The 14,141-nt window shown below is 62.1% G+C and carries 14 protein-coding genes and 1 tRNA gene; 5 read left to right on the forward strand and 10 right to left on the reverse strand.

The features are described 5' to 3' along the window. Window positions 1–34: 34 nt before the first annotated feature. Together BMX67_RS13150 and lipA are read right to left on the reverse strand one after the other, a co-directional pair. Window positions 35–118: transfer RNA gene (locus BMX67_RS13150), tRNA-Leu, on the reverse strand. 69 nt (window positions 119–187) lie between these two features. Further along, entirely contained in the window at window positions 188–1,147 is a 960-nt protein-coding gene (gene lipA / locus BMX67_RS13155; RefSeq protein WP_090735776.1) for a lipoyl synthase, read from the reverse strand. Window positions 1,148–1,291: 144 nt separating this feature from the next. On the opposite strand from lipA, the gene BMX67_RS13160 reads away from it, so the two are divergent. Continuing rightward, the gene (locus tag BMX67_RS13160) at window positions 1,292–1,840 is read left to right on the forward strand and encodes a peroxiredoxin (protein WP_090735778.1); all 549 of its coding nucleotides are present in this window, start codon (window positions 1,292–1,294) and stop codon (window positions 1,838–1,840) included. A gap of 49 nt (window positions 1,841–1,889) precedes the next feature. On the opposite strand, the gene BMX67_RS13165 is transcribed toward BMX67_RS13160, so the two are convergent. Next, the gene (locus BMX67_RS13165) at window positions 1,890–2,807 is read right to left on the reverse strand and encodes a hydrogen peroxide-inducible genes activator (protein ID WP_090735779.1); all 918 of its coding nucleotides are present in this window, start codon (window positions 2,805–2,807) and stop codon (window positions 1,890–1,892) included. A gap of 120 nt (window positions 2,808–2,927) precedes the next feature. After that, window positions 2,928–3,977, reverse strand: coding sequence for a DUF6456 domain-containing protein (locus BMX67_RS13170; protein ID WP_245739449.1), 1,050 nt, complete (start codon window positions 3,975–3,977; stop codon window positions 2,928–2,930). Between the two features lie 306 nt (window positions 3,978–4,283). On the opposite strand from BMX67_RS13170, the gene BMX67_RS13175 reads away from it, so the two are divergent. After that, window positions 4,284–4,682, forward strand: coding sequence for a DUF6477 family protein (locus BMX67_RS13175; RefSeq protein ID WP_175479901.1), 399 nt, complete (start codon window positions 4,284–4,286; stop codon window positions 4,680–4,682). Here BMX67_RS13175 and BMX67_RS13180 read toward each other — a convergent pair. Further along, on the reverse strand, window positions 4,645–6,231 hold the full coding sequence (locus BMX67_RS13180) for a helicase HerA-like domain-containing protein (RefSeq protein ID WP_090735783.1): 1,587 nt from the start codon (window positions 6,229–6,231) through the stop codon (window positions 4,645–4,647). The genes BMX67_RS13175 and BMX67_RS13180 overlap by 38 nt on opposite strands. Window positions 6,232–6,695: 464 nt before the next feature. On the opposite strand from BMX67_RS13180, the gene BMX67_RS13185 reads away from it, so the two are divergent. After that, the gene (locus BMX67_RS13185; RefSeq protein WP_090735856.1) at window positions 6,696–7,400 is read left to right on the forward strand and encodes an invasion associated locus B family protein; all 705 of its coding nucleotides are present in this window, start codon (window positions 6,696–6,698) and stop codon (window positions 7,398–7,400) included. A gap of 76 nt (window positions 7,401–7,476) precedes the next feature. On the opposite strand, the gene BMX67_RS13190 is transcribed toward BMX67_RS13185, so the two are convergent. From BMX67_RS13190 to BMX67_RS13205, 4 genes are read right to left on the reverse strand one after another with little or no spacing between them, the layout of a single operon-like run. Further along, complete coding sequence (locus BMX67_RS13190; protein WP_090735784.1) at window positions 7,477–8,754, reverse strand: beta-ketoacyl-[acyl-carrier-protein] synthase family protein; 1,278 nt, start codon at window positions 8,752–8,754, stop codon at window positions 7,477–7,479. Next, window positions 8,751–9,017, reverse strand: a complete 267-nt coding sequence (locus tag BMX67_RS13195; protein ID WP_090735786.1) for an acyl carrier protein — start codon at window positions 9,015–9,017, stop codon at window positions 8,751–8,753. Before BMX67_RS13195 ends, BMX67_RS13190 begins: the two co-directional genes overlap by 4 nt. 12 nt (window positions 9,018–9,029) lie before the next feature. Continuing rightward, entirely contained in the window at window positions 9,030–10,130 is a 1,101-nt protein-coding gene (locus tag BMX67_RS13200) for a UDP-3-O-(3-hydroxymyristoyl)glucosamine N-acyltransferase (RefSeq protein ID WP_090735787.1), read from the reverse strand. Between the two features lie 24 nt (window positions 10,131–10,154). Beyond that, window positions 10,155–11,744 (reverse strand): L,D-transpeptidase family protein, encoded by a 1,590-nt coding sequence (locus tag BMX67_RS13205; protein ID WP_090735789.1) that lies wholly within the window; start codon window positions 11,742–11,744, stop codon window positions 10,155–10,157. A 304-nt stretch (window positions 11,745–12,048) separates the two neighbouring features. Between BMX67_RS13205 and mepK the strand changes: the two genes are divergently transcribed. Further along, window positions 12,049–12,609, forward strand: a complete 561-nt coding sequence (mepK, locus tag BMX67_RS13210) for a peptidoglycan L,D-endopeptidase MepK (protein ID WP_090735791.1) — start codon at window positions 12,049–12,051, stop codon at window positions 12,607–12,609. 176 nt (window positions 12,610–12,785) lie between these two features. Further along, entirely contained in the window at window positions 12,786–13,367 is a 582-nt protein-coding gene (locus BMX67_RS13215; RefSeq protein WP_090735792.1) for a TetR/AcrR family transcriptional regulator, read from the forward strand. Here BMX67_RS13215 and BMX67_RS13220 read toward each other — a convergent pair. Then, window positions 13,364–13,981 (reverse strand): TetR family transcriptional regulator C-terminal domain-containing protein, encoded by a 618-nt coding sequence (locus tag BMX67_RS13220; protein WP_090735793.1) that lies wholly within the window; start codon window positions 13,979–13,981, stop codon window positions 13,364–13,366. The genes BMX67_RS13215 and BMX67_RS13220 overlap by 4 nt on opposite strands. Between the last annotated feature and the right edge of the window lie 160 nt (window positions 13,982–14,141).

Raw genomic sequence — 14,141 nt, forward strand, 5'->3', positions numbered from 1 at the left:
CCGCGAGGTTGCGGCTAAGCTGTTGTTTATGTGGTGGTACCCGAGGCCGGACTCGAACCGGCATGGATTGCTCCGGCGGATTTTGAATCCGCTGCGTCTACCATTCCGCCACTCGGGCTTCCTTGGACTGCGGTAAGGCCACACGCGGGGATTTGCAAGACCCGGAATTGACCTTCCGCGCTGGAAGTCAGGCCATCCCCAACCGGGCCAGACGTGCATCGCGCATCCGCGCGAAATCATCGCCCGCATGATAGGAGGACCGGGTCAGCGGCGTGGCTGACACCATCAGGAACCCCTTGCCGAAGGCCGCCTTTTCATAGCTGGCAAATTCTTCGGGCGTCACGAAGCGGTCGACGCGGTGGTGCTTTGATGTCGGCTGCAGATACTGACCGATGGTCATGAAATCCACATCGGCGGCACGCATGTCGTCCATGACCTGCAACACCCCCTGACGATCTTCGCCCAGACCGACCATGATGCCCGATTTGGTGAACATCGACGGATCAAGTTCCTTGACCCGCTGCAACAGACGAAGCGAGTGGAAATAGCGCGCGCCGGGGCGCACGGACGGATACAGGCCCGGCACGGTTTCAAGATTGTGGTTGAACACGTCGGGACGCGCCTCGACCACGGTTTCCAATGCGCCGGGCTTCGATTTCAGAAAATCCGGGGTCAGAACCTCGATCGTGGAATCGGGGCTGCGGTGACGGATCGCGCGGATCGTCTGGGCGAAATGTTCGGCCCCGCCATCGTCCAGATCGTCACGATCAACGCTGGTGATGACGACATGCTTCAGGCCCAGCTTTTGCACCGCATGGGCCACGCGGCCCGGTTCGAACACGTCCAGTTCGTTGGGGCGGCCGGTGATCACGTTGCAGAAGGAACAGCCCCGCGTGCAGATTTCGCCCATGATCATCATGGTGGCGTGACCCTGGCTCCAACATTCGCCGACATTGGGGCAACCGGCCTCTTCGCAGACGGTCGAAAGGTTGTTTTCGCGCATGATGTCGCGCGTTTGCTTGTATCCCGCCGAGGTCGGTGCCTTCACGCGGATCCAGTCAGGCTTTTTCGGCTGTGCCTGATCGGCGCGATGGGCCTTTTCGGGATGGCGCAGACGGGGCGGTTGGGGGATCGTCGTGTCGGTCATGTCCGATCTCTGAATGGTTTCCCCCTACCTAGTCCTATTTTGGGGCTTGATCAATGCAGCCAGCCATGATGCATCCGCATGGCCGTTGCCGCAGTGCGGCATCGGCGGGTGGGAGGAGAAAACCGAGTTGAGAAGGAAAGACAGATGAAAATCGGCGACAAGCTTCCCCAGGTGACTTTCCGGACCCGCGTCCGTGACGAATCGATCGGCGGTTCGAACCCGTTCCGTTGGCAGGACATGACCACCGAAGATTATTTCGGCGGCAAGCGCGTCGTGCTGTTCTCGCTGCCGGGCGCGTTCACGCCGACCTGCTCGACCTACCAGCTGCCGGGCTTTGAGAAAGCCTTTGGCGAGATGCAGGATCTGGGCGTCGATGCGATCTATTGCATGTCGGTCAATGACAGCTTCGTCATGAACCAATGGGCCAAGGCGCAGGGTCTGCAGAATGTCGGCGTGATCCCCGATGGGTCGGGCGAATTCACCGACAAGGTCGGCATGCTGGTGCGCAAGGACAATCTGGGCTTTGGCCCGCGCAGCTGGCGCTATGCGGCCGTCGTCAATGACGGCGTCGTCGAGGCGTTCTTTGAAGAGCCCGGCCGCTGTGACGATTGCGCGGACGACCCCTATGGCGAAAGCTCGCCCGAGACGGTTCTGGCATGGCTGCAACAGGCCAAGGTCGCTGAACCGGCCTGATCCGCAAGGATCGAAGTTTGGGGAAAGGCCGCCGATCGGGCGGCCTTTTTCATGCCGCGGTCAGCAGCGCCCGTCCGGCCTGGCGCAGGATACCGGCCAGATCCTCGAACCAGCCATCCGGCAGGGTCGAGCTGCGACGCAGCAAGATCACCTCGCGCGCGGGCTGGGGATCGGGAAAGCGCATCGCGGTCAGTCCGGGCGCGGCGGCCATTTCCTGTGTCAGGGCAATCTCGGGCAGGAAGGTCAGCCCCATTCCCTGCCCCGCCAGACGACACAAGGTCGACAGCGACGCCGCGCCCAGATCCAGCCGACCGCTGCGCCGGTTCAGGCCGCAGACTTCCAGCGCCTGATCGCCAAGGCAATGCCCCTCGTCCAGCAGCAACAATTGACCGGGGTCCAGCGCGCGCGGCTGAACCATGCCCGGGCCGCCCGCCTTCAGATCCCCGATCCGTTGCGCACTGCCCGCCAGCAGAAAGCGGTCGGTAAACAGCGGCATGGCCACCAGACCTTCGTCCCCCGGAGGCGAGGCGATGACGGCCGCATCCAGTCGGCCCAGGGCCAGTTCCTCGATCAGGCGGTCGGTCTGCGCCTCGCGCAGATGCAGGTCGCGTCCGATGTCGCGCGCGCGCAGGATCGGCAGGGCCTGCGGCAGCAGATAGGGCGCGACGGTCGGGATCATGCCCAACATCAGCCGGCCACCCTGCCCCGGCTTTCGCAGCCCCTGTTCCAGCCCCGCCATCGCCGCCAGAACCTTGCGCGCGTGATCGGCCAATCCCCGTCCCTGCGGTGTCAGGACAACGCCGCTGGGGGTACGTTCCACCAGGCGCGCACCGACCACATCCTCCAGCGCCTTGATCTGCATCGACAAGGCAGGCTGGGTGACGTGGATGGTTTCGGCCGCACGGGTGAAATGCCCCTGTTCGGCAAGGGCCAGAAAATACCGCAACTGTCGCAGGGTGATGTTCATAAACGTGACTGATCCGGCGCATTCCGATTTCAGGACGTGACTTATCAGCACAGATCCCGAAACGCCAAGAAAAAGGGCGCCCGAAACGGCGCCCGCATACTGGTGACTACTGCCTTGTGGTCAGCCGATCAGACGCGAGCCGCCGCCATAGACCTCTTCGTAGTGACGTTCCAACCGCATCAGGGCCAGCCGCAGCACGATCTTGCCCGACCGCGCCGACCAGCCAAGGCGGCGCTCGGTCAACTCGATTCCGTCCAGAAAGCAGCAGACGCGCAGCACGATATCGCCCATGCCCGGACCCAGTTCGCGCAGCGCGGCGGCAACGCGGTCCCGCGCCGATTCCGATCCGCCGCGCAGACCACCACCATTGCGGCTGACATCGATGCCCGAGGTCATGAACCCGTCCCAGTTCTGGGTGACGCGCGGCCCCATCTGCGCAAGCTCGAAATCCTCGCGCAGGCGCTCACCTGCGGTGACCATCCCCGGCGTCAGGAACGCCTCACCATTCACATCGCGGCGGCGGGCCAGCAGCAGCAGCGGGCTTTCCGCGATGTTGACACGGGTACGGCGGCGTTTGCCATCCTCGGGGTCCTGAATGACGCGATCTTCCCAGACGCGGTGTTGATCGGCATGATCGAACCCGGCTTGCGCCTCGGCCATGCCCTGGTCCGAGGCCACGGGACTGGCGTCGGTGAAATCGCCGGGCCCCGGAACCGCGTTCCGCTGTCGCGGCGACCGCAGCATCTTGCGCAGCGCATCGCGGCCACCCGACAGCAGCACATAGCGCTGAATCCGACCGCCCTTGCCCGTCTGCCCGACCCAGCCGCGCAGCGCCAGATCCTGAGCCAGCCGACGATCCAGGATCGCGGTGCGGATCTCGTCCCGGGTGACAATCGCCTTTTCCATACCTTCGGCCACCGCCATCACGGCACCCGGTTCAGCCAGACGACGCAACACCCGCAGCAGTTGCTTGCCATCGCGCGATCCATCTTCGGGCAGGTCCTGACGTGCCGACAGCGCATCATCGACCAGTGGATCGTCGCGCCGCTGTTCGAAACGACGGATCCGGCGCAGCACGGTCGAGGCATGGCAGCCCATCTCGCGGGCCAGCGCACGGATCGAAACACCGTCTTCGACATGGCGCAGATAAAGGCGGGCATCTTCAGGCATATCAAGATGCTTGGGCAGGCTTACGGGAATTTCCGATCGTTGGTCTGCCGCCTTGCAATCGATCGCGAAATCTCCGCTCAGTATGGTCATATCTTGTCCCTTGTGATCCTCGGGTGGCTGCAAAACTAACCACCCTGGGTTGATCCGTGGGCCGCGTCATCTGCGACCGTGTTCCTAAACACAGACGCAACATTCCCTAACAAAAACTAAAGATTCGTTGCCTATCCGAGCGCTGCGTTAGCGCAACGGGCAACACACGCATTGGTTGTGTCACAGTCGGTTTTACAGAAGGAACGGAGATTTCCCATGACCGCCACCACCAATGTCATCGCCTTTCGTCCCCGCAGCGAAAATCCCAGCCTGCGTCGTCCCCGCACCTTGATCCGTGCCGCCCGCGAAGGGCAATCGGCCTGGCGCCGCGATCGTGATCTGGCGCGTCTGTTGCGCAGCGACAGCGCCCCGCGCCCCGGCCTCGCCCTTGCCCGACTGCGCGCGGAAGAAGAGATGCTGAACGCCGCGCGCCTTGAGAAGCGCGATGACTATAACATGCATCGCCACGTGTTGCTGATGATCGCCATTCTGGCCGAGATGCGCGCCGCGGTCGCCGCCACCCCCGAAGTCAGCGCCGCTCCGCTTGGTGGCATCCTGACTGCGGCCAAGGATCTGATCAACGTCCGCGGAACAGCGATCCCAGCACACCTCTGACCAAGGCTTGCCCCGACTTTGTTCCCAATTGTCGCGCAAGGCTTTTTCCGAAGGTTACGGCAATGCTGTCCGAGCGAGAGCTTCGTCCGCCGCTGCTGCGGGACTGGCGTGTCCGGTTTCCTGCATCCGGGTCATAGCGGCGGGCGTTGCGATAATCCTCGCGATCCATGTCGAACAGCCCGTCATCCGTGGCCTGCTGCCTTTCAGCCTCGGCGCTGGCTTTTGCGGCCTCTTCCGCACGCTTGGCCAACAATTCCTGCGCGGATTCGCGATCCAGCGGCGTGTCGTATTTCGCCCCCATGATCGACGCGCCGATCACGGCAGAGCGTTCCTGCGCCGTCAGCGGCCCCAGCTGGCTGAAAGGCGGCCGGATCAGCGTGCGCTGAACGACGCCCGGAATGCCTTTGTTTTCCAGAAGCGAGGTGACGGCCTCGCCGGTGCCGACATTCTGGATCGCCTCGGCCGTGTCGAAATCCGGGTTGGGGCGGTAATTCTGCGCCGCCATCCGCAGCGCCTTCTGATCCTTGGCCGTATAGGCGCGCAGCGCGTGCTGCACCCGGTTCCCAAGCTGTCCAAGGATATCTTCGGGAATGTCGGTCGGATTCTGGCTGATGAACCAGACGCTGACACCTTTTGACCGGATCAGGCGGGCGACCTGTTCGACCTTGTCGATCAGCGCCTTGGGCGCGTCATCGAACAGCAGATGCGCCTCGTCAAAGAAAAACGCCATCTTGGGCCGGTCCGGATCGCCCACCTCGGGCAATTGTTCGAACAGTTCAGACAGCAGCCACAACAGGAACGTGGCATACAACCGCGGCGAATGCATCAGCCGGTCGGCAGCCAGAACGTTGATCACCCCGCGACCGGATTGATCCTGACGCATCAGATCCGCAAGTTCCAAGGCCGGCTCGCCGAACAGGTTGTTGCCGCCCTGATTTTCAAGAACCAGCAATGCACGTTGAATGGCCCCGACGCTGGCGGTGCTGACATTGCCATATTGCAGCGACAGATCCTCGGCATTCTGGCCGACCCAGACCAGCATCGCCTGCAGATCCTTAAGGTCCAGCAGCGCAAGCCCCTGTTCGTCCGCGACGCGGAAGGCGATGTTCATCACCCCCTCTTGCACATCGGTCAATTCTAGCAGTCGCGACAGCAGCAAAGGGCCCATCTCGGCCGGCGTGGTGCGCACCGGATGTCCCTTTTCGCCCCAGACATCCCAGAAGGTGACGGGAAAGGATTGATAGTCCAGCGTCAGCCCGATCTGGTCGGCACGTTTGACGAATGCATCATGCAGCTTCGCCTGTGGCGTGCCGGACAGCGCCAGACCGGACAGATCGCCTTTCACATCCGCCAGGAAGACCGGCACGCCCGCAAGCGACAGCGACTCGGCCAGGGTTTGCAACGTAACGGTCTTGCCGGTCCCCGTAGCACCCGCGATCAACCCGTGCCGATTGGCATATTTCAACAGCAACGACTGCGCCGAACCGTAGCCCTGCCCTGCTCCGCCGACAAGAACCGTGCCGGATGCCAAGTCCAGAACCTGTTGCATTTTCACCCCTCGCGTGTGCGTTGCACGATCATTTCGCGCAAAATGTTGCCGTTGCGTACGATTGGACAATACAAAGTTAACTGCTTTGTGCCAGTATGAAGCTGTTCGGGATGCAAATCCTGCATAACGAACCTTCCTCCCTGTTGGACTGCCGCGCCCCTTGGGCGCGGCTTTTTTTGTGATCGCATTTGCCTGATTGGACAGTTGACGTCTCACGATCTCGCGACTAGCGTGGCGACCAATGATGACCGGCCAGTCCGGCAGGGAGCAAGCGTTCAAAAACGCGATCAGGGTCACGGAAAAACCGTGGCCCTTTTTCTTTGCCAGCCCAAGACACAGGATGCTTGCAGTCACCCCAAGGTCAAGCCAAGGTGATGCTGTCGAAATCCGTTGCAGCCTGACATCCAAGCGGCAACGTGGTAGTGCCTGCAAAGCATTGAGCAAAGGGAAAAAACGATATGTCCATGAAACCTTCGCACGCGCTTCTGGCTGCTTTGGCCATGATCGCCGCGCCGGCTTTCGCACAAGAGGCAGCAGACCCTGCGACCCAGGAACCGGCCGCCGATGCCGCCCCCGCCGAGGCTCAGCCCGAAGCTGCAGAGGCGCCCGCCGCCGAAACCGAACAGGCCCCAGCGGCAGATCAGGCCGAAACCGCGTCAGAAGCCGCAGCCGAAGCCGCCGATCCAGGCCCGAAGGCCGGCGAATATTACGCCCGGACCACGCATCAGGACTGGACCATTCGCTGCATCAAGTCGGATCGCGACACCGATCCCTGCGAACTGTATCAGCTGATGAAGGATGGCGACGGCAATTCGGTCGCCGAACTGACGATGATCCCGCTGAAGAATGGTGACGTTGCCGCGGGCGCGACCCTTGTTGCGCCGCTGGAAACCGATCTGATCAAGGGGCTGGGCTTTGTCGTCGACAGCGGCAAGGCGCGCGGCTACCCGTTCAGCTTCTGCGCCCCCGTCGGCTGCGTGTCCCGCATGGGCTTTACCGAGGCCGAGCTGACCCAGCTGAAGCGTGGCGGCAAGGCGACCGTCAGCCTGCTGCCTTTCGGCGCCGATCCGGAAAAGCCCGTCGAACTGAACCTGTCATTGTCGGGCTTCACAGCCGCGTTCGACGAACTCAGCGAACTGGCCGCCACGGTCAGCCAGGACGGCAACTGATCCGCCATCCTGCCAAAATGAAAACCGCGCCAATCCGGCGCGGTTTTTTTGTCATTATGGTCAGGCGCGACGAGGATCAGACGCGACGCAGCGCAACCACGGCGTTCAGCCCACCGAAGGAAAACGCATTGGACAGCGCCACCTCGACATCGGCGTCGCGCGCCTCGTTCGGGACCACGTCCAGCGCGCATTCCGGATCGGGTTCCTGATAGTTGATCGTCGGCGCGACCACACCGTCGCGCAGCGCCATGATACAGGCCAACAGCTCGACCGCGCCCGTGCCACCGATCAGGTGACCATGCATCGATTTCGTCGAAGAGATCATCAGCCGATCCGCGTGATGGCCGAACGCATGGGCAACAGCGGCACATTCCGTCTTGTCATTTGCCGCGGTGCCCGTGCCATGGGCGTTGATATAGCCGACCTGATCGGGGTTCAGGTGACCGTCCTGCAACGCACCGGTAATCGCGCGTTCGGCACCTTGCGCCGAAGGCATGACGATATCCTGCGCGTCCGAGGACATGGCAAAGCCCACCACCTCGGCCAGCACCTCGGCGCCGCGCTTGCGGGCGAATTCGTAATCTTCAAAGACGAAAACCCCGGCCCCTTCGCCCTGCACCATTCCGTTGCGATTGGCGCTGAACGGGCGGCAGGCGTCCTTGGACATCACGCGCAGGCCTTCCCACGCCTTGACGCCGCCAAAGCACAGCATCGCCTCTGACCCGCCGGTCAGCATGACCTGCGCCGCGCCCGAGCGGATCATCTGCAGCGCCAGGCCCATCGCGTGGTTCGAGCTGGCGCAGGCCGTCGCCACGGTGAAGGACGGGCCGCGCAGACCGAATTCCATGCTGACATGGCTGGCGGCGGCATTGTTCATCAGCTTTGGGACGACGAAGGGATGAACGCGGTTCTTCCCCTCTTCATAGACGGCGCGATAGTTTTCGTCCCAGGTGTTCAGACCACCGCCCGCAGTGCCCAGGATGACGCCGGACCGCAGCCCCAGCGCCCCTTCGAAATTCAGACCCGATTGCGCGACGGCCTGCTTGGCGGACAGAAGCGTGAACTGGGTGAACTTGTCGTAAAGCAGGATCTGCTGGCGATTGAAATAATCAGCCGGTTCCCAATTGTGGACCTGAGCGCCGATCTGGATCGACAGACGCTCGACATCGCGGAAATCCAGCTGCGTGATACCGCAGCGGCCTTCGCGAAACGCCTCCAGCGTCGTCGAAACGTCATGGCCAAGCGCGTTGATCGTGCCCGCCCCCGTGATCACGACGCGCCGCTGACCGTTCTGGTCAGTGGGCTGAAAACTGGCGATGGCGGCCTTTTTCTTCGGAGATTTCTTCGAGGTCATGCGGCCTTTTCCGACACCAACCGCTCGACCGCTGAAATGATCGAGCCCATGCTGGTGATATCGAAATCCGACTTCTCGGGTTCATTCGCGTTGAAGGGGATCGAGATGTCGAATTCCTCTTCGATGGCAAAGATGGATTCGACCAGCCCAAGGCTGTCGATGCCCAGGTCTTCCGGCGTCGCGCTGTCGGTGACCTGTTCGGGTTCCAGCATCGCCTGTTCGGCAATGATTTCGCGGATCCGGGTTTTGATGTCGTTTGTCATACGGCCTCCTGTTCAGCCCTTTTCCAACAGGCGTGTAACAGTTTCCTGAAGTTTTGATAGCTGTTGTGCAATACGCGGCAGGCGGCGCATGGCTTTCTGGATTTCCATCTGGGTTTCCATCTTGACCGCCGGATTGCCCAGAACGACGCGCCCCGCCGGAACGCGCGTGAAGATCTTGGATGCCCCGCCTGCGATCACGTCGTCCCCGATTTCGATATTGTCGTTCACGCCGACCCGACCGGCCAGCACCACGCGATTGCCGATCCGTGCCGATCCGGCGATCCCCGCCATGCCGCAGATCAGGCAATCCTCGCCGATGATGACATTGTGGCCGATCTGAACAAGACTATCGATCTTGCTGCCGGATCCGATGCGGGTGGCGCGGATGGTGCCACGGTCGATGCTGGTATTCGCGCCGACCTCGACATCGTCGCCGATCTCGACGCCGCCAAGGGAATGGATCCGGGTCCAGTGTTGCTGGGTGATCCCGTCGCGCGTCCCAAGGGTACGGCGGATTTCCTCGATGCCCGATTCCTCGGGTGTCACGAAGGAAAACCCATCCCCCCCGATCGAGGCATTCGGTTGCAAGATCAGCCGATCACCGGCCCGCACCTCATGCGCGACCCGCACACCCGGATGCAGTAGGGCATCATCACCGATGACGGAGTCGCGCCCGATACTGACATGCGAGGCGATCCGGGCATTCCTGCCGATCCGGACATTCGGCCCGATAACAACCAGCGGGCCGATGGCCGCGTTTTCGCCGATCACTGCGCTGGGGTCGATCACGGCCGAGGGATGAATGCCCGGCTGAACCTGCGGCCCCTTGTCGAAGGCCCGCGTCAGTCCCGCCATCACCAGACGTGGCCGCGGCGCAAAGATTGCCGCGCGCAGCCCATAGGCCGCAGGATCCATGCCCACCGCAAGAATGGCGATGCTGCCGGGTTTCAGCGCTTCGGCGTATTTCGGCGCCATCGCCATGGCGATCAGACCGCCCTGTGGCCCGACAGGATCGACCTGCGCAGGCTCTCCGGCACCGGTCACGCACAGCGACAGGTCACCCCACGCCTCGGCCTGCAATGCGTTGGCCAGATCACCGATCGTCACGGACATAAGCGCCCTCCTTTTGACCGCGATCTAGTCCTTTCCGGCGTTCAAATCCAGTCCGGCCTGCGCCAATTTTTCCCAGACCGCGGCGTCACGCCCGTAAATATCGTCGAAATAGCGGATGCGACCCGTCTGGTCGGGGAAGGCCGTGAAATAGACCAGATGCACCGGGACCGGCGGCTCAAGCTTCAGCCAGCGTTCATTCTGTGTGGCCAGCGTTCGGTGGAACAGACCATGCGGATCATCGCTTTGCCGCGACAGCAGCGCCGTGGCCAAATCAAAAGGATCGCCCACGCGCACGCAGCCATGCGAATAGGCGCGGCGATTGTTGGCGAACAGATGCTTGGTCGGTGTGTCGTGCAGATAGATGTTCCACTGGTTCGGGAAGATGAATTTCACCAGCCCCAGCGCATTGTCATCGCTTGGCTTCTGCCGCATCCGATAGGGAAAATTCGCGGCGGTATAGCGCCCGAAGTCGATCCGGTCGCGCGGAATGATGTTCCCTCGCCCGTCCACGACATCCAGATGCGCCACCGCATGACGGTTTGCCTGCAAGCGCGGCAGATACTCGCGCACCGTGATCGAACGCGGGACATTCCAGCGCGGATTGACGACCACATATTCCATCAGATCCGAGAATTCCGGCGTCCGCATGTCGTGATCCGTCTTTCCGACGACGACGCGGGTCCGAAATACCTCGTGACCGCCTTCCTTGATGCGCCCCGTGAATTCGGGGATGTTCACCCAGACCATCCGCGCCGACAGATCCTGTTCGCCAAGCCAGCGCATCCGCTCCAGCGCGACAAGGATGGCGCGCTGTTGTGCGCCGGGACCGGCATTCAACCGGCGTATCGTGTTCGGTCCGGCGACCCCATCGGGGCGCAGACCAACCGCGTCCTGATAGCGTGCAACGACCTCGGACAGGGCCAGATCATAGATCGCGGCATCGGATGCGATGCTGTCGTAACCGATGCTGCGCAGCCGGTCACGCAGCGGAATCACGCCGGGGCCGGACATGCCGACGCGCCAGACGGCCTCGGGCGCCTTTGGCAGATCCGCGGACACGACCAGTTGTGCCTGTGCCTTCAGCGCCTTTTGCAGGTCACGATATGCAGGGTCTTGCGGGGCAAGATCGGCCAGCGCGTCGCGCGGATCTTCGGCGGCGACGACCTGATGCATCGCCGCGGCAACCTTTGTGCGGCGTGCCTGCCGATGAATTTGGGCATCGGCGCTGCCCGGATCGATCAGCCCACCACCCAGATCGCCCAGATATCTGGAAAGGCTGCGTGCATGTGCGATCTCATCCGCCAGCCCCGAGGCTTTTGCCGGGATCTGATAACGCCCGGTTGGCAGACCATGATCACCGGCCGCCGCAAATGTCGCGGCCATCGCGTCACGCAGCGCAGTTTTCTCGGACGCGGTGAAAATACGCCGCAAGCCGTTCGTGCCATAGAATTCGGCCAGGACCGGATCGCCTGCGACCGCCTCGGCCAAGGCCATCTCTTCCGCGGAAAAGGACAGTCGCGGCGCAACCGCGACCGATGCACCGCCAATCTGCGCGGCGGCCGGCACCGCCAGTGCAAGGCTTGCCGCACAGAGGAAATGGAAAAGCGCGCGCATCTTGGTACTCGGTTATCACTGCTGTCATCATACTGACATTCAGGGGGTTAAGCGTCCATGAACCGCCGAACTGCGCCCGATCTGCAACGCGGCCTGTGACGAAAAAGCAACGGCGCCCGCCGGAAACCGTCGCAGAACCGTCACTCGGCAATTTTTCGCGCATAAGGGGTATTACCCATATTCCCGCGAAGAAACTTGTTCCCGCACGCACAGGGTTTTGACATATTGTTAAGGACCAGGGGTTAACCTTGGGGCGCCGCCGAATGACGCGGCAACAAGAACGAAGCAGGACAGGCGATCAGACATGACAATGGATTTTATTTCCCGTCGGGGAATCCTGGGTGCCTTTGCGGCAACCTCGGTGGCGGCCGCTCCGGTAATGGCGAATGCCTTCGGTTTCTTGCGCGGCGCGGGCGACATGCGACGCATCCGGATGTATAATGGCCGCACGGGCGAGAGCATCGACACCGTTTATTGGGTCAACGGCAAGTACGTTCGCGAATCGCTGAACGAAATCAATATCTTCATGCGCGACTGGCGCACGGGCACGGCCATCGGCATCGACCCCCGCATGATCGATGTCGCCGCGGCCTCGCACCGGCTGCTGCAGACGAATGAACCCTACATGATGCTGTCGGGCTATCGCTCGCCGCAGACCAATGCGATGCTGCGTCGCACGTCCAGCGGCGTTGCCAAGAACTCGTTGCATGTACAGGGCAAGGCTGCGGATCTTCGGCTGAAGTCGCGCTCGGTCGGGCAGATGTATCAGGCGGCAATGTCCTGCCGCGCGGGCGGGGTCGGTAAGTACAGCCGCTCGAACTTTGTTCACATGGATTGCGGACCGGTCCGCAGTTGGGGCGCCTGAGGGCGCCACGCTTTCGGCAAAACCTGTCCTGACAAGCTGCCTGCCTCGCCTGCGGGCAGCTTTTCGATTTCAGTCATCGGCAAGATGAACCGCCTAATGTATTGACAGATTGCAATATTTGGCGACTCTTGACGCATAGGACCGTGCTGTCGCACCGGTCAGATCCAGGAGAATTGATGCCCCAGCTTGCCACCCGCCGTTATCGCACCGCAAAGAAGATCCAGGCCGCAGCGGTCGAACTGGCCGTGCGCCACGGCCTGTCGAACATCACGACCGAGGCGATTTCAACGGCGGCAGGCGTCAGCGCACGGACATTCTTCAATTATTACCCCTACAAGGAAGCCGCCCTGATGGGCCCCGCACCGGATTACCCCACCGATGCGGTGGCGGCCTTTCTGACCGGTCGCGGCGCATTGATGGACGATCTCAAGATCCTGATCACCGCACATCTGTCGCGTTTCGTGGATGAACGCGAGATGCTGGGCCATGTCCTGCGCCTGTCCGAATCCGACCCCAAGCTGGAGGCATTGCGCAACAGCATGGTGATTTCGCGACGCGGCCAGATTTCCGAATTGCTGCGCAGCCGGATGCCAAACGAACATCCCCGCAAGCTGGATATCCTTGCCTCTGCCGTCATTGCCGCGACAAACAGCGCGACCAAGGACTGGGCCCAGGGTCCGCGCACCGATTTCGTCGAGGCCGCGCATGAATATCTGGACATGATCATCCCGGCAGCGGATCTGCTGCGTAACAACTAGACCGCCAGCATGCGGCGATACATCTGGTCCAGAAACTCGCCCGCCTCGGCATAGGGGTCGTGACCGGGACCCAGCACCGCCTGAACCTGAACTTCGAAATCGGCGTAATGCTGGGTCATGGACCAGATCGAGAAGATCAGGTGATGCGGCTCGACCCGTGCCAGGCGGCCTTCATCCATCCAGCGCCGAAGCAGGGTCACCGTATCCTCGACCAGGTTCCGCAAGCGACCGCTGAGGATTTCGGTCAGATGCGGCGCTCCGCGCATCACCTCATAGGCAAAAAGCCGGCTTTCACGCGGGTAATCGCGCGACATGTCCAGCTTGGCGCGGACATAGGTCAGAACCTCGTCCAACGGCTGACCATCCGGGTTGATCGCCACAAGCGGCGCCAGCCACATATCCAGCAGGCCGGTCAACAGGTTCCGATGAATTTCGTCCTTCGATCCGAAATAGTAGAAGACATTCGGCTTTGACAGACCGGCCGCCTCGGCGATCTGGTCGATCGTCGCACCGCGAAAGCCGTTCGTCGAAAAGGCCGTCAATGCGCCCTGAAGAATGATCTGGCGATTCTGTCGCTGAATCCGGGTCAGGGGCTGATCTGGGTTATCCGACATGGCATCCTCTGGGCTTGTTGGTCCCTTTTTGGGCAGAGATTCGGGTTTTGTCACCCTGGCCGTGAGAAAGCTTGACTGGTTTTAGCCCCGTGCTAGCGTGAACCTGACTAAATGGTCAATTATCCGGCAGCGGGTGCAAACCTGACCGGACCGGGGGCAA

This window comes from Paracoccus homiensis (assembly GCF_900111675.1).
Classification (GTDB): Bacteria; Pseudomonadota; Alphaproteobacteria; order Rhodobacterales; family Rhodobacteraceae; genus Paracoccus; species Paracoccus homiensis.